The sequence below is a fragment of the Paenibacillus sp. LjRoot56 genome (assembly GCF_964253335.1).
GTDB classification, from domain to species: Bacteria; Bacillota; Bacilli; order Paenibacillales; family NBRC-103111; genus Paenibacillus_E; species Paenibacillus_E allorhizoplanae.
Genome location: NZ_CAXURV020000003.1, coordinates 321,766 through 344,495, shown reverse-complemented (window position 1 = coordinate 344,495; position 22,730 = coordinate 321,766). Strand labels below are relative to the sequence as shown.

The following is a 22,730-nucleotide window of genomic DNA, read 5'->3' as shown; positions in this document are numbered from 1 at the left end:
TCTTCACGGAAAAGACTTATTTCTGAGTATTTACACCAAGTATGCCACCGAGCGCCCCAGATGCGAATAAAATGCCAAGTAATTGGAGGGACTGAAGATTCAACCCTGCATCGAATGCCAGAAAACCGACTAAGAAAATGAGAATGAAATAGAAGACGCCGACCATGCCCCCGTGATACCAGCCGCGGTTACCGGCACGTTTACCTGAAACCCATCCTCCAATAAATAAGGAGACCGCGTGGATGATGGTTGTTAATGTGTGTAAGGAGCTTTCTTGTGTGCTGGTTAAAAGCAAAAACAAGGAGGTCACAATGGTTCCAATGGTCATCATACTAAATGAGTAGACAAGTCCTGAAAATAATGGCGATGTTATTCGAACCTGACTGACCGTTTTCATAGGGTTCACAGGCATCATTCCTTTCCTATATTCGAGCGCTTCATTATCATCATTGTATGGCCAAGCACATAGAATTAGTACAAACTATAGATCAAAGGAGTGTGATTATTTATGACTGAATTCTCTCATGGACCGGTGATGTGGCAAGCTGTAGCGGCGCTGCTTATTTTTGCAGCTGCTTACATTTGTATATTGATTGAAAAATGGGATCGTATGTATACCGCGCTTGGTGGGGCTTGTTTGATGCTGATATTAGGCATTGTACCGCTCCAAAAAGCACTAACAACCTACGCGAGTTGGCCGATCTTAATCTATCTCGTGAGTCTTTTCATCATTTCGAGCCTTTTTCAGAAAACTGGCATTATTTCGTATGTTGTAAGTTCAATTGTTCGAAAATATCGCATGCGGGCACTTACCGTTATCATTAGTCTCTCACTGCTAGCGGCGCTGATCTCTGCGCTCTTGGATAGTTTAATGGCTGTTGTTGTTATCGTTCCTTTCATCATAATTGCGTCCAGAAAAATGAGGTTACTGCCGGCCCCATTTCTAATCTCGATGTTATTATCCGTACATATTGGCGGTGCAGCAACGATTATGGGGAATATACCTAGCCGTATGCTAGGGGCGTCAGGGCATATTTCGGCGGGGGAAATGTTCATTCAATTATTTCCTCTGATTTGCTTGCTGTTAGCCGTCGTTTATCTCATAATGTGGTTGATCTATCGAAAGCGCTTAGTAGCGGCTGAAGCACACATGCGTGAGCTGTTAAGCATTAAGCCAAGCTCCTATTTATCTCCCCATAGAGAATTCGTCTTGGGAAGCAGTATAATCACAGGGTTGACCCTAGTTGTACTAAGTCTTCATGGTTTACTAGCATGGAGTCCAGCCTACATTGCAGCCTCCGGGGCTATTGCTTTACTAGCTATGAATTACAAAGATATTTTTGAGGTAATTAGAAATAAGGATTTTGGTGCGGTATGGCATCACGTGAGAGAAACACAATGGCTCTTTTTCTTGGGACTTTTCATCATGGTTGGGGGCTTGACGTATGCAGGTTTTTCAGGATTTATTGCTAATCGAGGGCTAGAGCTAAGCCAAGGGAGCATCCCGTTCCTATCCATTCTATTGTTATGGTTGAATAGTTTTGGTACAGCGATGATGGATAATATTCCATTCATTGCTGCGATGATTCCGATTGTTGATCAAATGGAGCAGCTTGTAGAGACGTCAACTCAGCCGATGTGGTGGGCATTGATCGTCGGAAGCGGGATAGGAAGCGGTGTGACACTAGTGAGCTCAATCGCCAGCTTATACGCGGCATCTTTTACCTATCATGATGGTGTAAAGTTAAAACAAAGTGAGTATGTGGTAGTTGCTGCTCCGATTTGTTTCGTGCTGCTCTTGATTTCTACGTTATATTTCAAATTATTCTTGTTGTAATTGCCAACAATTGAATACGTAATATCTGCATGATGAGGTGCGTACGCGGTCAGAATACCAGTGAACTCCGAGAACGAGCTAGAGCTTAGATCAGGGAGGTTGCGATGGAGATTCTGACCATTTTTTTGCGTACGGTGCTTATCTATTTTGTTGTTTTTCTCATGCTTCGTATTATGGGGAAACGTGAAATTGGTAAGCTTTCGCTTTTCGATCTAGTCATTTCGATCATGATTGCGGAAATTGCTGTGTTCGTGCTTGAGGACGTGAAGAAGCCTCTTGTGTCTGGTATTTTACCGATGGGGACTCTGGTGCTTATTCAAGTTGTCATTGCCTATATTACGCTGAAAAGTCGCACCATTCGTGTGCTTTTCGACGGGAAACCGAGTGTGCTCATCAATAAAGGGATGATTAATCGAAACGAAATGAAGAAGCATCGTTATAATTTAGATGATCTGATGCTGCAATTGAGACAAAATAAAATTATGAACGTGGCCGATGTGGAATTTGCGATCTTGGAACCTTCGGGGAAGTTAAGTGTAGTTGAGAAAGATAAAAATGAAAAAGAGACAGGGCCGGAGGTAACGAAATTAAATAACAACATTCGTTACGAAGGCTTGCCGCTGCCTCTTATTATGGATGGTAAAGTACAAGACGAAAACTTAGAGAAAATTGGTCAAACGAGATTTTGGTTGAAAAATCAGCTGCAAGAACAAGGAGCTAGGGATTTTAAAGAAATCTTCTACTGTTCAATTGATCATCGCGGCAGAATGTTTCTTGATCGCAAGAGGTGAGTCGCTGGAATTCAACGTATTATTTTTTTGCCCATATTCAGAAGTCGACCGATATCTTTAAGACTGATGAGTCGAAATGCCGTGATGAGAAAGATATAGGAAAAGAGCCCTAACAATAAGGAGGACACAAATCGTATCCAGGTCGCTGACACCCATGGCGTGTACATGACGAAATAACAAACAACACCTGAGAGAAGCATGGCCGCGCCAATTTTCCCGAAACTGCTGCCTTCCATACGGAATTTGAGCAGACGAACGACACTATACCAGTGTAGCAGTGTAACCAAAACGATATTCACATTAATGGCGAATACAGCGCCGTGTATGCCCATTTCGGGCTTGCTGGCCAACCAATAGATTAAGAATAACTTGACTGTCGATCCAATTAACGTGTTGATTAGAGCAGCTCCAGGCTTGTTTAATGCTTGTAAGGCAGATTGCAGCGGAGCTTGAAAATAAATGAATATCGCGATCGGTGCCATCATCTTAAGCATGACACTGACATCTGGCTGATTGTATAGATACTTGCAAATGGGTTCAGCGAGTACAAACATCAATACAGAGAAAGGGGCACCTGTCACTAAAGCGAGTTTTAACGATTGATGCAAACGCATGTGGATAGTCTTGAGGTCTTTGCGGGCGGCAGCTTCACTTAATGAGGGAATCAGAGAAACGGATAGTGACATGGTCAGTGCACTCGGTAAAAGGATGATAGGAATGATCATACCTTGTAAGGCTCCGTACTGCGCGGTTGCAAGTGATGTGGTAATGCCGGCGATCGCTAAGCTTTGAGCAATTAAGATCGACTCCAATAAGTAGGAGCCAGCACCGATGAGTTTGCTTCCTGTGATCGGGATTGAGATACGTAAGATTCTACGCAGATTGGAGAGTCGACCTGTTGTTTTCTTCGTTCCTATTTGAGCAATTGGAGGCTTAGCTAAAGCTTTTTTATCCCATCTAAAATGAATAGCCAATACGGCTAGTCCGCCAATTTCGCCTGCCAAAACGCCAATCATCGCACCTGCTGCCGCATATTCGATGCCATAAGGGACCATCATATAGGAGCAGACGAGAACCATGACAATCCGAATCAACGTTTCCATAATTTGCGAGGTCGCGGTAGGAATCATATTTTGTCTGCCTTGAAAGTAGCCGCGATAAACAGCAGAGACGCCAATAATGGGTATCATGGGGCTCATACATAGGAAAGTATAGTAAACACGGGAATCCGTCAATAAATGAGACGTGATCCATGAAGCTCCTAGCAGGCAGACAACTGTAAAAATGAAGCTAAGTGATATCGTGATCGCTAGAGATATGCGCAAAATGCTGCGAATCCGGGTCTCATTCTTCTCAGCTTCCGCTTCTGCGATCAGCTTGGCAATGGCAATGGGAATACCTCCGGTAATGATAGTTAAAATAACGGACAGGAATGGCCAGCCCATTTGATAAATACCAATGCCTTCAGCCCCGATCACGCGCGGTAAAGTCATTCGGGGTATGAAGCCAAGTATGCGATTCAAAATGCCTGCGGCGAGCAGGATCATTGTACCTCTAATAAACGACTGCTTGGTCACTGCCATACCCTCTTCCGATAATGTCATACCTATGACTATGCGCGAGCTGTCCAAGCTCATGCTAAGATTTTATGGACAAGTGCGCATTTGGCAGGAAATTCCGAGGTGGCTATCGAACTATATAACATACAGGTAAAACGAATGCCTTAGCTTATGCTTACGTAGATAGTTTTGCTAAAGCAAAACTTTTAGGAGGATCCCCCATGAATGACGCACAGGATAACGGAAGTGAAGAAGAGCATCCAGGTATGTCGGATCAAGAACTGAATGAAATCATCGAGAGTTTGTGTTTGAGCAAGGTTGAAGAGTTTATTCTGCTAGGATACGAGCACGTTACTGGCAAGGATATATGGGATTGTGTAAGTGATAAATACCGTAAAACAGGGTTGCCCTCTCTCCATCAAATCGTAAATGACATTTTGTCCCTCAAATCTACAGCGTTTATGAACTGGATGACGATTAGTATGTATAGAGGAGCCCAATTCTAAGAATGGGCTTATTTTTTGCGTGAATCGACTTAAATTGACTCGTTTTTCAGACCTGAGTATAATAGGCATATTGAGTATTGAAGGGAGACTAGCAACAGATGCTGGATTGGAAAAGAATTTCGTTCTTTTTTCTAACGGTTGTCATTGTTCTTGGCGCAGTTGGAATAACGAGCCCTGGGCTTGTAGATCGTATTAAGCTTGGATTGGATTTAAAAGGCGGTTTTGAAATATTGTACACCGCAGAGCCATTAACGGCTGGACAACCCCTCACGAAGGAAACGCTTACGGAAGCTGCACAAAGCCTTGCTAAACGTGCGGATTCACTTGGCGTTGCTGAGCCTGAGGTGTACCCAGAAGGATCAGATCGCATCCGTGTTCGTCTTGCAGGTGTTGAGAACGAAGAAGAAGTTCGTACTTTGATGTCCAAACCGTCTGTACTTACTTTCAGAGGTCCTGATGGAACGGTATACATGAATGGAACAGACTTCGTCGAGAATGCAGCGAAATTAAGCTATGATCCGAATACGAAGCAACCGATCGTTGAGATCAAAATGAAGAGCAGAGAGAAATTCAAAGAAGTAACAACGAAGCTGGTTGGCAGTACCTTGTCTATTTACTTGGATGATGTTGTACAGTCTACGGCATCGGTTAATTTCCCAATTGACAGCGACTCCGCAATCATTACACAAACGAACGTTGCAGAAGCAACCAAAGTAGCGAAGATGATTAACCTGGGTGCAATGCCTCTTAAATTAACGGAAAAATACATACAACGTGTCGATGCGACATTAGGAAAAGCTTCCTTGCATGAAACAGCAAGAGCAGGGTTAATCGCTTCGATCTTAATCTTCTTGTTCATGGTGATTTACTACCGTGTTCCAGGTTTAGTTGCGGCTTTCACTTTAATTACGTATGTATGGGTTTTATTAGCGATCTTTGACTTTATGAATGCCACGTTGACGTTGCCTGGTATTGCCGCCCTTGTATTAGGTGCAGGGATGGCCGTTGATGCGAACATTATCACATACGAAAGAATTCGCGAAGAAATCCGTGCAGGCAAGAGTATCCTTTCTTCCTTGAAAGCAGGGACGAAGCATTCCTTCCGTACGATTATGGATGCGAACGTTACGAATTTAATCGCGGGTATCGTGCTGTATTATGTAGGTAACGGTGCTATTCGCGGATTCGCAGTTATTACGATGATGAGTATTATTATCAGTATCTTAACGAACGTTTTGTTCTCCAGATGGCTGCTACATCTTATTATCCGGGGTAATTTGCTGAAAAAGCCAAGTTATTTCGGTGTGAAGGAGGCAGACATCCGTGGACTCTAAGCAAAAGTATGATTTTGTAAAAAATCGCAATAAATTTTTCATCTTATCGGCTGCAATTCTTATCATTGGGTTAGTTGTTATGTTAACCTCAGGTATGAATTTCGGTGTCGATTTCAAAGCGGGAACGAATATCGACCTCGTTGTGGGTAAACAGCTGGACAGTGCGAAGGTTGAGGAAATCTTGCATGGCTTGAACACCAGCGGTGATGTGAAGTCGAAATATGCGGATCCTACAATTGGTGGTAACAATAGTGATCGCGTGTCTATTCGTTTCGATGACGTGCTTGACGATGCGACGGTAAACAAAATCCAAACTGCTTTTGCAACAGCTTATAGCGCAGAAGTTTCCAAGGAAATTAATACCGTGGATCCACAGCTAGCGAAAGAATTATTGATGAAAGCTGTCTATGCAGTTGCAATTTCAAGCGTACTAATTTGTTTGTACGTAAGTATCCGTTTTGAATGGCGTTTTGCTTTGGCTGCGATTATCGCTATTCTGCACGATGCGTTCATCGTTATCGCGATGTTTGCCATTTTCCGCTTCGAAGTGAATCTTCCGTTCCTTGCGGCTGTATTAACCACAATCGGTTATTCCATTAATGATAAGATCGTTATTTTTGACCGGATTCGTGAGAACCTGCGTTTTGCTAAACTGAAGACAGATGCAGATTTAGTTGCACTCGTTAACGACAGTATCTGGCAAACGATGGCACGTAACATCAACACAGTACTCGTCGTGTTAATCGCTGCAGGTTGTTTGTATCTGTTCGGAAGCGAGTCCATTAAGTTGTTCGCTTTGGCCAAGTTAATTGGTTTAACGAGCGGTGCTTACTCTTCCATCTTCATTGCATGTTCCTTATGGTACTTGTTCAAAAGAAATTCCTTATCACGTTCTAAAAAGAAAGCTGCAGCGTAATAACCATAATAACCGGCCGCGTGATTGTTGCGCGGCCTTTGTATCCGTTCAGGGGGAATGTCCACGTGAATGATGAGGGATTTCGTAAGACAGAATACGCGCTTTGGTCAGCAATACTTGTACTTACCGTGTTAACTTGTCTGATAGGGATTGTTGGCTTTCAAGTACATAGTAATTCTCTGGTCGCAGCTGCCGCGCAGTCGGGAGCAGGAATTTGTGTTGTTGCTGCTGCCATCAACCGAGTAAGGATGATGAGAGTGCAACTTGCTGGAGCTTCTTTTCGTGGATTGGATCCACAAATTTCAGTAAGTTCTATCCTATTCATTGTCTTGATCTTATTAATTGGTGCTGAATTAGGCGTTATTACGGTTAAATCCTTGATCAACCAGGTCGAATATGATGCCACCATAATGACCTTCGCTGTTCTTGTTATTTCGCTGCTTGCGAAGGAAGCGATGTTCCAATTCTTAAGTAAGCTTGGTAAACAGTTAGGGACTGAGGAATTTATTGCCAATGCACGAAGACGCCGTTCCGATATATACTCTTCTTTTGTGGTCACTGTAAGTGTTCTCTACACGATGCTGACTCAAGCAATTGGATTTACAGCATTTTCTTATGTAGACACCTTTGCAGGACTTATCGTTGCACTTTTTATAGGTAAAATGGGTTTCTCGTTAGTCAGCAAAACCATATCTACACCAACAGCAAAAGTTCTTCACCAAGAAGAGGCAGCTGATTTTGTTAAAGCTGTTCAAAAGATTCATGGTGTGATTACGGTTGATGATTTGAACGCGAGAGAACATGGGCATTATGTTGTCATCGACATGACGATCAGTGTGAACCCTAGGCTTTCAGTTTGGGAAGGACATGAGGTGTCAAAGAAGATTAAACACCAGCTGATGAAGCAATACCATCATGTATCACATGTATACATACATGTAAATCCTTACGATGCAGGTTACCCTTATAAGCAGGCAGATGTGGAAGCAAGTGAACTGCCGTCTGTTTTACACTAAATCATTGTTTTCGAAGATTACGTACCCTGAAATTTTCATAGGAAAACACCAAGGAGGAGCCACCAAGTGCTAGCACCGAAAGCAAGATGGAACATTGGAAATGCGGATGAGGCGCTTGTTGAAGAATTTGTTCGTGAGCTGCAGTTGGATCCCTTGGTAGCCCGTATTCTAGTTCTTCGAGATATTCGCAGCGTGTCTGAGGCCAAACAATTTATGCAAGGTGGCGTCGGTGATTACCATGATCCCTATTTGTTAGATGGGATGCTTCCAGCTGTGGAGCGTATTCGCAAAGCCTTACACAATAAGGAATTCATTCGTATTTACGGCGATTATGATGCAGATGGAGTAAGCAGTACATCCTTAATGGCGCATTTGTTAAAAGGGTTAGGGGCACATTTCGATACTTACATTCCACATCGGATTCGTGAAGGCTATGGATTGAATCGTGCTGCAATGGACTTGGCCAAGGAACATGGTGTCCAGTTGCTTATCACTGTAGATACGGGAATAAGTGCTGTTGAAGAAATAGCGTATTGCCATGAAATTGGTTTAGATGTGATTGTGACTGATCATCATGAACCACCAGAAGTACTGCCTGATGCCTTAGCTGTGATTAATCCTAAGAAGCCTGGTTGTCCGTATCCCTACAAGCTTTTAGCAGGTGTTGGTGTGGCATTTAAACTTGCACATGCGCTGCTAGAGCGGTTTCCAGAGGAACTTCTTGAGTTCGCAGCGCTTGGAACCGTTGCCGACCTTATGCCGCTCACAGGTGAGAATCGGTTGCTAGTGAAGATGGGCCTCGCACGTATGCAGGATTCCAGCTATGTTGGATTTCGTTCGCTGATCGGTGTGTCGGGCATTGAACGGAAAGAGATTACTGCTGGACACATCGGTTTCTCGCTCGCTCCGAAAATTAATGCGAGTGGTCGCTTAGAAGCGGCTGACATTGCCGTCAAGCTGTTGACCACAACAGATGAAAAAGAAGCGGAGCAAATTGCCTTCGAATTGGATATGCTGAATAAAGAGCGTCAACAAATTGTTGAGGATATGGTCCAAGAAGCATTTGCGATGGCTGAGGAGCAGCGAGCGAAGGGCTTGGATAAAGTCATTGTCGTAGCGAAAGAGAACTGGAATGTTGGTGTCGTTGGGATTGTAGCCTCCAAGATTGTGGAGAAATTCTATCGACCTACGCTTGTGCTAAGCATCGATCCCCATAAAGGTATGGCCAAAGGCTCTGCACGTTCGATTGCAGGCTTTGATTTGCACAAAGCGTTGACAGCTTGTAAGGACCTGTTGGACCACTACGGTGGTCATCAAGCAGCCGCAGGGATGAGCTTGGATAGCAGCCATCTGGAAGCTTTCGCAATTCGACTAAATGAGCTTGCAGCGGCAACGTTAACGGATCAGGACTTCGTACCTGTATTACGGGTAGATAATGCGTGCAACCTAGCTGATGTCCCGATTGCAAGCATTGAGGGGCTAGAATTACTGGCACCATTCGGAATGGGGAATCCATCGCCTAAGTTCATGTTCACGGATTTAGGTCTTGAAGATATTCGGACCATGGGCAAAGAAAAACAGCATTTGAAGCTGGGACTATCTCAAGCTAAGGATGAAGTTAGCTGTTCGGTAGAAGCCGTGGGCTTTGGCAAAGGTAGCTTAGCAGCATTAATTGCCCCCTCGGCCAAGATAGATATCTTAGGAGAACTTTCGATTAATGAGTGGAATGGTGTTAGAAAGCCACAGATCATCATGCAGGATCTGCGAATCCCGCACACGCAGGTATTTGATTGGCGTGGCACGGGACAATTACACCTGAAGCTTGCAGCGCTTGCGAGCAATCTCTCAGCAGGACCAGCGGCGCCACTGCGCTCACCTGGAATCGTGCTATTTGATGAAGCGGATGCACCGTTGTATCAAACAGTAGCTGCACAAGTCGGGCATGAAGTGCCGTATTGGATCGTGCAGGATACTGGCCAAGTAAGGCCAGCCAATGAGGCAGCAAACGGGGTAGCGTTCGATGAGCTGCAAGATGTCATTTTGTACACGTTGCCTCGTCGTATTGACAGCTTGAAATCAGTACTTCAGCAGGCGACAGGGATGATGCGGTGCTACCCTGTATTTGCCGAGCTAGGGCAGGACAGCGGCAATACTTTGCCTTCAAGGGATATGTTCAAGATGCTGTATGGTACCTTGCAGAAGGAGAAATCACTTCAACTGCAAGATACCAGGATGATGACATCTTTCAGTAAACGGTCAGGATTATCACTCGGAATGATTCATTTTATTTTATCTGTTTTTGAGGAATTAGAATTTGTCGTAAAACATGATAATATGGTTACATTAAGTGCCACACCTGCCAAAAGAGATTTAACAACATCACGATTGTACCAGCATCGATTGCATCGTCAAGAAGTTGAAGCCATTGTTATGTATTCTTCAGCGAAAGAGCTGGAGCAATGGATCGCTGATCACATAAAATAAACAGAGTTTACATTGGAGGAAATCATATGAATTTCAAAGATTATATCCGCGTTATCCCGGATTTTCCACAGCCAGGCATTCGTTTTAAAGATATTACGACGCTGCTGCAGAATGGCCCTGTGTATAAAGAAGCCATCGAGCAATTAAAACAACTCATTCAAGACAAGGAAATTGACGTAATTGCAGGTCCGGAAGCGCGTGGATTTGTCATTGGTGCCCCTCTGGCTACAGCACTCGGCGTGGGCTTTATTCCAATTCGCAAAAGTGGCAAATTGCCCGGCGAAACGATCGAAGCGGATTATGCGCTAGAGTACGGCAAAGATAAGTTGGCTATGCACAAGGATGCCATTAAGCCTGGACAGAAAGTGCTTATTGCGGATGACTTGCTTGCAACAGGCGGAACGATTCAAACGTCCGTTGATTTGATCAAACAGCTTGGTGGAGAAATCGTCGGAGCTGCTTTCTTAATCGAGCTTACGTACTTGGATGGCCGCAGCAAATTCGAAGGTTTTGATGTCGTTTCACTTGTTCAATATTAAGACAGGGTTGGAGAATCGAATGTTCGTTATTCGATTCTCTTTTTCATAGCATTCTAAGGAGTAAATGTGATGTGTTTGCGGCAGCTATGATGCTTTTTGTCGAAGCCTGTACGTGAATAGTTGACGAGGGGCCTGACTAGCAGGCATAATGAATAAAAATCGACTAAAGGGAATGGGTAATGCATGGGTATAGAGCAGCTGCTGGAAAAGGCCGCCACCTATCTGAAAGAGAATGATTTGCAGAGGATTCGGGAGGCCTATGAATTCGCGGATGAAGCCCATCATGGCCAAGTACGCAAATCGGGTGAGCCCTATATTCTGCATCCACTCGCTGTTGCAGATATATTGGTGAACATGCAGATGGATGTCACTTCGGTGATCGCCGCACTTCTGCATGATGTGGTTGAAGACACGACAGTTTCACTCGAAACTGTTCTAGATAAATTCGGGAAAACCTGTGCGATGCTCGTTGATGGTTTGACGAAGCTGGAGCGCATTAAGTTCAAATCCAAAGAAGAGCAGCAAAATGAGAATTACCGCAAAATGTTCGTTGCGATGGCGCAGGATATTCGGGTAATTCTGATTAAGCTCGCGGATCGTCTGCATAACATGCGGACACTCAAGTATCAATCGGAAGAAAGCCAGCGCCGCATTGCGGAAGAAACGCTGGAGATTTTCTGCCCGATTGCCCATCGACTCGGTATTTCCACAATCAAATGGGAGATGGAGGACATTGCCCTCCGTTATTTGAATCCGCAGCAATACTATCGGATTGTGAATCTCATGCAGAAGAAACGGACTGAGCGTGAGCAATACATTGAAGATGTCATTCACAGCATCAAAGAGAAGTTAGATGAGATGGGGATTCAGGGGGATATTTCGGGAAGACCGAAGCATCTCTACAGCATTTACAAAAAAATGAGCTCCCGCGGCAAGCAATTTAACGAGATCTACGATCTCATGGCTTTACGCGTCATTGTTGACGGCATTAAAGATTGCTATGCTTCTTTGGGTATCATTCATACGTTATGGAAACCGATGCCTGGCCGTTTCAAGGATTATATTGCGATGCCGAAGCCGAATATGTATCAATCCTTGCACACGACCGTTATTGGGCCGAAGGGTGAGCCGTTAGAGGTTCAGATCCGTACTTGGGAAATGCATCGTACCTCCGAGTTCGGGATCGCCGCACATTGGGCTTACAAAGAAGGCGGCACTGTTGTCCCATCGGGTACCTTCGAGGATAAAATGAGCTGGTTCCGTGAAATTCTGGAGCTTCAGCATGAAACGAACGATGCGTCTGAATTCATGGAATCCATGAAGATGGATTTCTTCTCGGATCTTGTTTTCGTATTTACGCCAAAAGGGGAAGTCATCGAGCTTCCAGCTGGCGCAGTTCCGTTGGATTTTGCTTATCGGATTCATACAGAAATCGGCAACCGTACCATTGGTGCCAAAGTCAATTCACGGATCGTCCCGCTCGATCATAAGCTCAAAACCGGTGATATTATTGAAATCCTAACTTCTAAGCATTCCTATGGGCCAAGTCAAGATTGGATCAAAATCGCTCAATCCTCCCACGCACGCAGTAAAATTAAGCAGTGGTTTAAGAAAGAAAAGCGTGAAGAGAACGTTGAAAAAGGTAAGGATATGATTGAACGAGAGCTTAAACGCTTAGCCATCGATCCTCCAACCTTAATGAGCGATGATAAAATGCTAGAAGCGGCGAAGAAGTTTAATTTTAGCGATATTGAAGACATGCTCTCAGCGGTTGGCTTTGGTGGCATAACGGCAGCACAAATATGTACCAAGCTAACAGAGAAGCTGCGTAAGGAAGCGGAAGAAGCCCAGATTATTAAGCTAAGCAGTGAAGTGAAAGAGGTCAAAGCACCTGTATCCTCGGAGCGCAAAAGCCGTCCTACAAACGGTGTACGCGTCAAAGGTGTAGATAACTTGCTTGTCCGATTTGCTCGTTGCTGCAATCCAGTTCCTGGGGATTTCATTATTGGCTATATTACTCGCGGGCGCGGCGTTTCTGTCCATCGCTCGGATTGCACGAACATTCCAACGAGTATGGGCGAGGAAGAACGGGTTATTGAAGTGGATTGGGCAGAGGCCGTTGAGTCTAATTTCAATGTGGAAATTGAGATAACAGGCCATGATCGCCGCGGTTTCTTAAACGAAGTGCTGCAAGCTGTTTCGGAGAGCAAGACGATGATTTCAGCTGTTTCTGGGCGTTCCGATAAGAACAAAATGGCGACGATTCACATGACGATTTTGATTAAAAATATCGACCACCTACAGTCCGTTGTAGAAAAAATAAAACGCGTCAAAGATATTTATTCGGTTCAACGGATTATGCAGACCTAGTTACTAAGGGGATTTAGGAACGATGAGAGTTGTTGTTCAACGTTGTAAGAATGCGGAAGTCACCGTCAATAATCAAACTATCGGTCGCATTGAGCAGGGGCTCATGCTATTGGTTGGCATAACCCATGAAGATACCGAACACGATGCGAAGTATCTTGCAGATAAAGTGGCCGGGCTTCGAATTTTTGAAGATAAAACAGGTAAAATGAATTTGTCTGTCCTTGAGACTGGCGGGGCTATCTTGTCTGTGTCACAATTTACGCTATATGGAGATTGTCGTAAAGGCAAACGGCCAAATTTCATGTCAGCAGCAAGGCCTGAACAAGCGGAACCGTTGTATCAGGAATTCAACAGATTGCTCAGAGAGCAGGGGTTACAAGTTGAAACGGGTGCATTTGGTGAAATGATGGATGTTTCCCTAACGAATTGGGGACCTGTTACCTTGATGATCGATAGTAAATAAGCTATTTGGGAGAAGGATTCAGGATAGGCAGCCTAGTCATTGGTTATACTATACATGTATAAACTAGCGGTTAGGAGCCTACAGATGCGTCAATCCATAAAAGAAAAGATGATGACTGCCCCTATACAGCAACTTTTCCATTCCTCTATGGCTGAGCGGATGAGTCAAGGAAATGCTTTTGCGGATGTTGAAATTAGTGCAGAATTCACTTCTGATCAGGAAAAAATGAAAAGTATCCCAAAGAAATCGTTCCGGTAATTCATAAAACCACGTGTGCGCTGTTCGTCAGCCTTGCGTGGTTTTATTTGTGCCGAAGGCAGAATTTCTCTCCTCCATCAAATTGTGGTAAACTAGCCTATGGAATTATTGTAAGACATGCAGGAGATAAGGTGGGTGCTTAAAGTCGTAATGGCAAATTCGAATCGCAACAAATCCACATCCAGAGGTTGGCTATGGTTAATGGTAGTATTGATTGTACTTACGCTGGTTGCTGCAACGGCCGCCATGTACTATCAATATAATCACCATAAGAACGCCAAAGGACATAGTGATCAGCAACAAGCCCTTGAAGAAGTGAAATCGGTAAAAAAGGCGAAAGAAGCCTATGATGTCATTGTAATTGGAACAGACCCGGAGGGCGTAGCAGCTGCGGTTTCATCAGCTCGAAATGGATTGAGCACACTGTTAGTCGATGGCCGGGATCGTGAGATTTTTGGCGGATTAATGACACTCGGCTGGATTAATTCCTTGGATATGAATTATTCCACAAGCAAAACCTTGCTCGGCAAGGATGATGTCTGGAATAAAGGGTATTTCTCGGAATGGTATGCCAAAACGGAAGGCGATTCCTTCGATGTGAATACAGCGGCCAATGCCTTCTACGATGCCGTAAAGAATGAAAAGAATATTGATGTCTTGATGAAAACCAAGAAGATAGACCCACTGCTTTCGCAAAATAAAAATGCGGTGCAGGGTGCGACGATAACACTTGAAAATGGCAGCACGCAAGTTGTCAAAGCTGCTTCAGTCATTGATGCGACACAAGATGGTGACTTCGCAGCAGCAGCAGGGGTTCCTTTTACAATGGGACATGAAGATATCGGAGATCCAAAATCGAAAATGGCCGTCACGCTGGCTTTTCGTTTGAAGAATGTCACACCTGAAGTATGGAAATTGATGGCCAATCGATTGAATGGGGATGACAATTCAGGTACGGGTGTTACCGATGTGAGTGTATTTGGATACAGTGAAATGAGCAATTATCCTGCACTTAACAAGGAAAGAGCCAAAATGAGAGGCCTCAATATGGGGAGGCAAAATAACAATACGGTGCTTATTAATGCCTTGCAGATTTTTGGCGTAGATACCTTTGATCCGAAATCGGTTCAAGAAGCATTCGATATTGGGAAGAAGGAACTGCCGAATATTGTTGCTTATATGCAGAAAACGTTCCCGGAATTCTCATCCGTTGAGCTCGATGGTTCAGCACCAGAGCTTTATGTGAGGGAGACTCGACATATGCAGGGCGAATACCGATTGAGTATCGTCGATGTTTGTACAAATGCAGATCAGTGGGATCGCATCGGCTTCGGGTCTTACCCCGTGGATATCCAGCGTATAGCGCCTACAGACTCAGGTAATGTCGTGTGTAAGCCGAAACAATATGCGATTCCGTTCCGCAGCATCGTTCCACAGAAGATTGATGGCTTGCTCGTTGTAGGTAGAGCGGCAAGTTACGATACACTTCCACATGGAAGTGCTCGCGTTATGCCGACGGGCATGGCAGAGGGTGAGGCGGCTGGAGCTGCGGTGAGTTTGGCAAAAGCGGAGAATATGACGTTCCGTCAGATTTCAGCATCCAAGGACATGATAGCAAAGCTGCAGGCTCAGCTTAATAAGCAAGGCATGGAAGTTCAGCCGATGACCATTAAGCCGCAGCCATTTATGGAACATAAGTCATTCGAGGGCTTGAAAACGGCGATGATGCTCGGACTAGCATCTGGTGCTTACGATAATAACTTCCGCCTTGACGACGCGGCTAATCCTAAACGAATGGTCAATGTGGTTGGTGGCGCAAGGAAGATGAAGCCGGATGCATTTGCAGGAGACGTTAACCAAGCCATAGCTAAGGTGGACAATGCGGATAAAATTCCTTTGACTCTTGAGCAAGCAAGCTATACCTTCACGCAAGCTCTTGGTATTAAGGGCACGGCTGCTGAAGCGCAAGCGAAGCTCGTAGAGGGGAAACTGCTAACAGAAGCTACGATTAATGGCATTGCAGATAAGCAAAAACTGACCAATGCAGACACGTACATGATGATTCGTGACGTTAAGATTGGTTTGACAGGTAAGCCTTAGCATACATCAATAAAGAGCCTTATTGCCGCAGTAGATGTGGCTGTAAGGCTCTTAGTTTGTAGTTGGCTATGACAGATAGGATGGTTGCGGTTACATTTCTCAGTCTTCTTCGGCAGCTTCTTCGTCCGCTTCTGCTTCAGCGGATTCCTCTGCTTCTTCGTCGTCGGCAGCTTCTGCCTCCTCGTCTGCGGATTCTTCACTTTCAGCTTCCTCTGATTCCTCAGCTTCTGCTTCTTCCTCATCAGCCGCTTCTTCTTCCGATTCTTCAGCATCCGTATCTGACTCTTCAATGGCCTCTTCTTCGGCTGCTTCTTCGTCAGCAGTTTGATCGTCAGCAGTTTCGGCTTCGGTTTCGGATTCCTCAGAGAAAAGCACCACGAGATCTTGACGTTCCTCTTGAAACTCGTTTTGTAGTGTCATTGTTACAGCCTCCAGATGTTATATTCAAGGCCATCCGCCTTGTTGTACATGTATATGTGAAAATAGGATGAATATACGGATGAAACGAAATGAAAATGCTTGAAAGTTAACGGGATTTTGGTGTAATCAAATTGTAATAAGAGCTTCATGTTCCTTTAATCTAGGAGGGATATACTAATAGTCGACCCCCTTTAAAATATAAACTTTTGAAAGCCTGCTGCCTCGTGCTGCAGGCTATTTTCTTTGTATACAAAGAAAAACCGCCACAGCCTAAGCTGGACGGTTTGCGAACTCATTTATTACATAATTGCATCTATGGAATAGTCACCAGCACCGATTAATGCAACGCCAAGCGCAATGACTAGTAAGGCTAGATTATATTCAAATCCATTTGAGGTTACCCAGTATCCGTTTTTGCCATGAACTTTAATAATAGCCATAATCATTGTAATAATAATAAGAGCCGCGCCAACTTCTGTCCATAAACCAGCGGCGAAGAGCAGACCGCCACCTAACTCTATTAAACCAGCAACGACCGCCATCATGACACCTGGTTTGATACCGATGGATTCGAAGAATCCGCCTGTACCTCTAGGTCCGTAACCACCAAACCAACCAAACAATTTCTGTGTACCATGTGCCGCCATCGTTAACCCAATCACCAAACGAATAATCAATAGTCCTAATGCCATACTAACATCTCCTCTTTAAATATATTTTGTTTAACAACTTACTTTATGTTAGTATATTATTACGAAGCACTTACTTTTGTCAAGCGACTATGATAAAATAGTTCTTACAGAAGTGTTTGATGCCGTAATCGGCAAGAACTCGAAGGAGATGATTAAGATGGAAAACGATCAACTATGTCCCAAATTCGAGCATGCATTCGAACTTCTGGGAAAACGTTGGACAGGACTTATCGTGAATGTGTTGCTATCTGGGCCTAAGCGGTTTAAAGATATCTCTGTATTAATTCCAAGTATGAGTGATCGCATGCTATCGGAAAGATTCAAGGAGCTCGAAGCTGCGGAGATTATTATTCGACATGTTTATCCAGAGACGCCAGTACGGATTGAGTATGAATTAACGCCTAAAGGGAAAGGACTTCAGCCTGTTATGGATGAGGTACAGAAATGGGCGGACTCTTTTAACTAAATATAAGTTGAGAATGCATAGTAAGTATGGTTGTCTCTTGACTTTGCCCTTACCAATGTTTACAATAACCATAATGTAATTCCATAAGAATGCGATCCATTGAAGGGACACAGTAATTCGACCCCACATGTACAGAGAAGGAAGCCTAGGCTGCAAGCTTCCCATGATGAGCGAATGAACAGACCTCCCCGAGGACCAACTGGGAACAGCCATGAGCTCATGTGCTAAGTAGTAGTTGTGCGAATAGCGGGCGTTAACCGCAAAGAGCAAAATGTGTTTGATTGCGTAAGCAGAAAACATAGCATGCTGAATGTGGGTGGTACCACGGGTGAATTTGTTAATCAAATCTCTCGTCCCTGACGTATAGTCGGGGATGGGAGATTTTTTGCTTTTAGAAAGGCGCGTAAGTAGAGAAAAAGGGAGGTTACTTCGATGAGTATTCAGAAGCCGAAAGGTACACAAGATCTGCTTCCAGGCGAGGTGGAGAAATGGCAGTACCTAGAATCCAAAGCGAGAGACTTGTGTCAACGTTTTAATTACAAAGAAATCCGTTCACCAATTTTCGAGAGTACTGAGCTTTTTTCGCGCGGGGTTGGAGAAACGACAGATATCGTCGAAAAAGAAATGTATACCTTTCTTGATAAAGGTGATCGCAGCATGACGCTTCGCCCTGAAGGTACGGCGGGGGTCGTTAGAGCGTATGTGGAAAACAAACTGTATGGTATCCCTGATCTGACAAAGTTGTTTTATGTGGGACCTATGTTCCGCTATGAACAGCCGCAAGCGGGGAGATACCGCCAGTTTCATCAGTTCGGTATTGAAGCATTCGGATCCGTGGATCCAAGTATTGATGCCGAGGTGATCGCGCTTGGCTACACGTTCTATAAAGAGATTGGACTCAAAGAGGTAACCGTGGAGGTTAACTCCGTGGGTACACCTGCGGTTAGAACGGCTTATCGTGAGCAGCTGCAGGCTTTCTTTGCCCGAGTGAAGGATCAGCTATGTAAGGATTGTCAGTCGCGCTACGACCGTAATCCAATGCGTATTCTCGATTGCAAAATCGATCAAAAGTATGGTGTAGGCGCACCTGATATCCTTGAGTTCTTGGATGAAGAGTGCAGCACTCACTTTGCACAAGTGCAAGAGCACTTAACAGCGATGGAGATTCCGTACCGTATTAACCCTCGTCTTGTGCGCGGTCTGGATTACTACACGCACACTGCGTTTGAATATAAAGCAGCAGGTATCGGTGCAATAGACACGATTGGCGGGGGCGGACGCTACAATGGTCTAGTCGAACAAATCGGTGGCCATGGTACAGATCAACCAGGTGTAGGCTTAGGTCTTGGTCTAGAGCGTATTCTGCTTGTACTGCAAGCGCAAGGGGTTGAAATTCCGAAACCCGAGCCGCTGGATGTGTACTTGATTGGTCTAGGCGAAGCCGCGGAGAAAGAAGTTACAAAACTTCTGCACCAGCTTAGAGTTCAAGGGTTAAAAGCAGAGAAGGACTATCAGGGCCGCAAAATGAAGGCTCAAATGAAGTCCGCTGATCGTTTCCAAGCAACCTATGTGGCGATTCTTGGTGACGATGAGTTGGCACGCGGCGAAATTACGCTGAAGAAGATGGAAACAGGAAATCAAATCACGCTAAGTTTAGTGGATCTTGCTTCAAACGCTGCAAAGACACTATTCGAATAGACAACTACACCAATATGGACACTACGAGGAGGAAATAACAATCATGATGCTCAAAACACATCATTGTGGGCAGCTAACAAAAGCCCATGTAGGCGAAACAGTAATACTTAATGGGTGGGTGCAAGTAAGACGCGACTTTGGCGGCCTTCTTTTCATCGATCTACGTGACCGCAGTGGCTTAATACAAACGGTGTTTAGCCCGAATTTCTCTGGCGACGCATTGGCGATTGCAGACCGTGCACGTAATGAATACGTGCTTGCAGTTAAAGGGAAAGTCGTAGAACGTGATGCTGAAACAGTGAACAATAACATCCCGACAGGTGAAATCGAAATTCAAGTTACAGAAATCGAAATCATGAACGCAGCGAAAACACCTCCGTTCTTCATTGAAGATGGCGTAGAAGTGGATGAAGCTGTTCGTTTGAAATATCGTTACCTAGACCTGCGTCGTCCAGAAATGCAACGTACCTTGATGCTGCGCTCCAAAGCATCCAACGTGTTCCGTAATTTCTTGGATTCCCAAGGCTTCATTGATGTAGAAACACCGATCTTGACGAAAAGTACACCAGAAGGCGCACGTGATTACTTGGTACCAAGCCGCGTGCATCCTGGTGAGTTCTTTGCACTTCCACAATCCCCACAAATCTTTAAACAGTTGTTGATGGTTAGTGGTCTTGAGCGTTACTACCAAATCGCTCGTTGCTTCCGCGACGAAGATCTTCGTGCAGACCGTCAACCTGAGTTTACACAAGTCGACATCGAGACGTCCTTCTTATCCCAGGATCAGCTTCTTGAGATTCTCGAAGAGCTTGTTGTGAAACTGATGAAAGAAACAGCGAATGTTGACATTCCTCGTCCGTTCCAACGGATTACACATGCGGACGCGATGGCGAAATATGGCTCAGATAAGCCTGATCTTCGTTTTGACCTTGAACTGAAGGATGTATCCGATATCGTTTCCACTTCTGGCGTTCAAGTATTTGCTAGCGTTGTAAACGGTGGTGGCCAAGTAAAAGCTCTTAACGCCAAAGGTTGTGGTACTTGGAGTCGTAAAGAAATCGACGATCTTCTTCCATTCGCAGCACGTTATGGCGCGAAAGGTCTAGCTTGGATTCAAGTGAAAGACGGCGAATTCAAAGGGCCTATCGTGAAATTCTTCAACGAAGCTGAAATCGCTGCATTGACCGAGCGTTTAGGCGCGGAAGAGGGAGATCTTCTATTATTCTCTGCCGACAAGAAGAAAGTCGTTGCTGATGTATTGGGTAACCTTCGTCTGAAAATCGGTCGTCAACTAGGACTTATCGATGATTCGGTATTCAAATATGCATGGGTTGTAGACTTCCCACTTCTTGGATATGACGAAGAAGCGAAACGTTATGTAGCGGAACACCATCCGTTCACACGTCCGAACGAAGACGACATTCATTTCTTCGATACAGATCCAGGTCAAATTCGCGCGCAAGCATACGATCTAGTCTTGAACGGCTATGAAGTAGGCGGCGGATCCATGCGGATTTACCAACGTGATGTGCAAGAGAAAATGTTCGCAGCGCTAGGCTTCTCCAAAGAAGAAGCGTATGAACAATTCGGCTTCTTGCTGGAAGCATTTGAATACGGTACGCCTCCACATGGTGGCTTTGCCTTCGGATTTGACCGTTTGGTGATGTTAATCACAGGTCGTACGAACCTAAGAGAAACGATCGCATTCCCGAAAACAGCTAGCGCAACAGACTTGTTGATGGACGCTCCGGGAACTGTTGATGATAAACAACTAGAACAACTATCGATTCGCTTAGCGCTTAAGCAGCCTGCTGCGAAAGCCTAAGAACTTTGAAGAGGAAGTGTTCCCATGCTTCACCAATTTTCGAGAACTGAACTCGCGATAGGCCCTGAGGGTCTTGAAATCATGAAAAATAGTACCGTTGTTGTACTTGGTATTGGCGGTGTCGGCTCCATCGCGGCTGAAGCTTTAGCACGATCTGGCGTTGGACGCTTAATTCTGATCGACAAGGATGTTGTCGATATCACGAATATCAACCGTCAGATCCATGCGCTTACGACAACAGTAGGTCAGCCTAAGGCTGATCTGATGCGGGACCGTATCCTTTTGATAAACCCCGAGTGTGAAGTTATTTCTCTCCGGATGTTTTACACAGAAGAAACGTATGAGCAAGTATTCGCTTATCCGATTGACTATGTGCTCGACGCAAGTGATACGATTTCCTACAAGATTCATCTGATCAAGCAATGTCTTGAGCGCAAAATCCCAATGATCTCCTGTATGGGTGCTGCGAACAAAATGGATCCAACTCAATTTAGAATTGCTGATATTTCGAAGACAAGTATGGATCCAATCGCACGCGTAATTCGCCAAAGATTACGTAAAGAGGGCATTAAGAAGGGCGTGAAGGTCGTATTCTCGATGGAAGAACCGATGAAGCCACGGGAAGACGTTACGGAACAAATCGTGCCTGCGGATGCACCAGATAGACGTAAGGCGCAGCAACCGCCTGCGAGTAATTCTTTTGTACCTCCTGTAGCGGGACTTATCATGGTGAGTGCGGCTGTGAAGGATTTGCTGGAGATTGGTGCGAAGAAGAAATCATAGAATTGAGGGATACCCGTGAAAATGGGTGTCCCTTTTTTTATCAATTAACATATATCAATAAAGTATATATTGACTCGATATATGTGATCTGATAAATTGTAAGGAGATCGAGACAGTTACCACCTAAATGGAGGATTCACAGCATGAATAGTCAAGATGTGATTTTGGGTTTATTAATGCACCATAGCTTATCCGGATATGACATCAAGCACAAGATGGAGACGGTTCTATCCTACTTTAATAACGCGAGCTTCGGCACGATTTATCCCACGCTTAGCAAAATGGAGAAGGATGGCTTGATTACCAAGGAAAGCGTGATTCAAGAAGGCAGGCCGAATAAGAATCTCTATTCCATCACGGAGGAGGGGCAGCATCAATTTAAAAAGTACATGTATAGTCCAGTGGAAGACAATGAATTCAAATCGGATGCGATGACACGATTGTTTTTTGGCGAGTTTGTAGAGGCGGATATTATGGTTGGCGTGTTAGAAGAGTACCTTAAGCGAACAAAAGTAAATTTGGAACAGTTACGCAAGCTGTACGTGGATTGCCAACCTGAGATGTCGCCAACACAGGAAATTTGCATTCAAATTGGCATCAACAATTCAGAAAGTCAGATTCACACCCTGACACAAGGAATAACACGGTTGAAAAATGTAGAACAAAAGTGAGG

The 22,730-nt window shown here is 44.6% G+C and carries 21 protein-coding genes; 17 read left to right on the top strand and 4 right to left on the bottom strand.

The window, feature by feature from the left end; genetic code table 11:
- Window positions 1–16: 16 nt before the first annotated feature.
- On the bottom strand, window positions 17–397 hold the full coding sequence (locus ACSQ8O_RS20510) for a TIGR04086 family membrane protein (protein ID WP_235549783.1): 381 nt from the start codon (window positions 395–397) through the stop codon (window positions 17–19).
- A gap of 111 nt (window positions 398–508) precedes the next feature.
- On the opposite strand from ACSQ8O_RS20510, the gene ACSQ8O_RS20505 reads away from it, so the two are divergent.
- Complete coding sequence (locus ACSQ8O_RS20505; protein WP_436243168.1) at window positions 509–1,837, top strand: SLC13 family permease; 1,329 nt, start codon at window positions 509–511, stop codon at window positions 1,835–1,837.
- A gap of 104 nt (window positions 1,838–1,941) precedes the next feature.
- A complete protein-coding gene (locus ACSQ8O_RS20500; protein WP_436243167.1) occupies window positions 1,942–2,628 on the top strand; it encodes a DUF421 domain-containing protein in 687 nt (228 codons plus the stop codon).
- 11 nt (window positions 2,629–2,639) lie between these two features.
- Here ACSQ8O_RS20500 and spoVB read toward each other — a convergent pair whose 3' ends face one another.
- Entirely contained in the window at window positions 2,640–4,232 is a 1,593-nt protein-coding gene (gene spoVB, locus ACSQ8O_RS20495; RefSeq protein ID WP_436243166.1) for a stage V sporulation protein B, read from the bottom strand.
- Between the two features lie 176 nt (window positions 4,233–4,408).
- On the opposite strand from spoVB, the gene ACSQ8O_RS20490 reads away from it, so the two are divergent.
- From ACSQ8O_RS20490 to ACSQ8O_RS20445, 10 genes are all read left to right on the top strand, one after another.
- Window positions 4,409–4,693, top strand: a complete 285-nt coding sequence (locus ACSQ8O_RS20490; protein WP_235550377.1) for a post-transcriptional regulator — start codon at window positions 4,409–4,411, stop codon at window positions 4,691–4,693.
- Window positions 4,694–4,794: 101 nt separating this feature from the next.
- Window positions 4,795–6,027, top strand: a complete 1,233-nt coding sequence (secD, locus tag ACSQ8O_RS20485) for a protein translocase subunit SecD (protein ID WP_082595266.1) — start codon at window positions 4,795–4,797, stop codon at window positions 6,025–6,027.
- On the top strand, window positions 6,017–6,943 hold the full coding sequence (secF, locus tag ACSQ8O_RS20480; RefSeq protein ID WP_436243165.1) for a protein translocase subunit SecF: 927 nt from the start codon (window positions 6,017–6,019) through the stop codon (window positions 6,941–6,943). Before secD ends, secF begins: the two co-directional genes overlap by 11 nt.
- A gap of 65 nt (window positions 6,944–7,008) precedes the next feature.
- A complete protein-coding gene (locus tag ACSQ8O_RS20475) occupies window positions 7,009–7,959 on the top strand; it encodes a cation diffusion facilitator family transporter (RefSeq protein ID WP_436243164.1) in 951 nt (316 codons plus the stop codon).
- A 66-nt stretch (window positions 7,960–8,025) separates the two neighbouring features.
- Complete coding sequence (recJ, locus tag ACSQ8O_RS20470; RefSeq protein WP_436243163.1) at window positions 8,026–10,443, top strand: single-stranded-DNA-specific exonuclease RecJ; 2,418 nt, start codon at window positions 8,026–8,028, stop codon at window positions 10,441–10,443.
- A 26-nt stretch (window positions 10,444–10,469) separates the two neighbouring features.
- The gene (locus ACSQ8O_RS20465; protein ID WP_057311658.1) at window positions 10,470–10,982 is read left to right on the top strand and encodes an adenine phosphoribosyltransferase; all 513 of its coding nucleotides are present in this window, start codon (window positions 10,470–10,472) and stop codon (window positions 10,980–10,982) included.
- 183 nt (window positions 10,983–11,165) lie between these two features.
- Window positions 11,166–13,352 carry a RelA/SpoT family protein gene (locus ACSQ8O_RS20460; protein ID WP_056610433.1) on the top strand — a complete coding sequence of 729 codons (2,187 nt, stop codon included), beginning with the start codon at window positions 11,166–11,168 and terminating at the stop codon, window positions 13,350–13,352.
- 22 nt (window positions 13,353–13,374) lie between these two features.
- A complete protein-coding gene (dtd, locus tag ACSQ8O_RS20455) occupies window positions 13,375–13,815 on the top strand; it encodes a D-aminoacyl-tRNA deacylase (RefSeq protein WP_436243162.1) in 441 nt (146 codons plus the stop codon).
- Window positions 13,816–13,899: 84 nt separating this feature from the next.
- A complete protein-coding gene (locus ACSQ8O_RS20450) occupies window positions 13,900–14,073 on the top strand; it encodes a hypothetical protein (RefSeq protein WP_157256822.1) in 174 nt (57 codons plus the stop codon).
- A gap of 135 nt (window positions 14,074–14,208) precedes the next feature.
- The gene (locus ACSQ8O_RS20445) at window positions 14,209–16,173 is read left to right on the top strand and encodes an FAD-dependent oxidoreductase (RefSeq protein ID WP_235550378.1); all 1,965 of its coding nucleotides are present in this window, start codon (window positions 14,209–14,211) and stop codon (window positions 16,171–16,173) included.
- A gap of 99 nt (window positions 16,174–16,272) precedes the next feature.
- Here the strand turns inward: ACSQ8O_RS20445 and ACSQ8O_RS20440 are convergent, their stop codons facing one another.
- Both ACSQ8O_RS20440 and ACSQ8O_RS20435 read right to left on the bottom strand, forming a co-directional pair.
- Window positions 16,273–16,593, bottom strand: a complete 321-nt coding sequence (locus ACSQ8O_RS20440; RefSeq protein ID WP_436243161.1) for a hypothetical protein — start codon at window positions 16,591–16,593, stop codon at window positions 16,273–16,275.
- A gap of 299 nt (window positions 16,594–16,892) precedes the next feature.
- Entirely contained in the window at window positions 16,893–17,285 is a 393-nt protein-coding gene (locus tag ACSQ8O_RS20435) for a DoxX family protein (protein WP_436243160.1), read from the bottom strand.
- A 157-nt stretch (window positions 17,286–17,442) separates the two neighbouring features.
- Here ACSQ8O_RS20435 and ACSQ8O_RS20430 point away from each other — a divergent pair, with 157 nt between their 5' ends.
- From ACSQ8O_RS20430 to ACSQ8O_RS20410, 5 genes are all read left to right on the top strand, one after another.
- A complete protein-coding gene (locus ACSQ8O_RS20430) occupies window positions 17,443–17,751 on the top strand; it encodes a winged helix-turn-helix transcriptional regulator (protein WP_236290102.1) in 309 nt (102 codons plus the stop codon).
- Window positions 17,752–18,183: 432 nt separating this feature from the next.
- Window positions 18,184–19,449, top strand: a complete 1,266-nt coding sequence (gene hisS, locus ACSQ8O_RS20425; protein ID WP_436243159.1) for a histidine--tRNA ligase — start codon at window positions 18,184–18,186, stop codon at window positions 19,447–19,449.
- 43 nt (window positions 19,450–19,492) lie between these two features.
- On the top strand, window positions 19,493–21,274 hold the full coding sequence (aspS, locus tag ACSQ8O_RS20420) for an aspartate--tRNA ligase (RefSeq protein ID WP_436243158.1): 1,782 nt from the start codon (window positions 19,493–19,495) through the stop codon (window positions 21,272–21,274).
- 24 nt (window positions 21,275–21,298) lie between these two features.
- Entirely contained in the window at window positions 21,299–22,057 is a 759-nt protein-coding gene (locus tag ACSQ8O_RS20415; protein WP_436243157.1) for a tRNA threonylcarbamoyladenosine dehydratase, read from the top strand.
- A gap of 143 nt (window positions 22,058–22,200) precedes the next feature.
- Complete coding sequence (locus ACSQ8O_RS20410) at window positions 22,201–22,728, top strand: PadR family transcriptional regulator (protein WP_436243156.1); 528 nt, start codon at window positions 22,201–22,203, stop codon at window positions 22,726–22,728.
- Window positions 22,729–22,730: the final 2 nt, after the last annotated feature.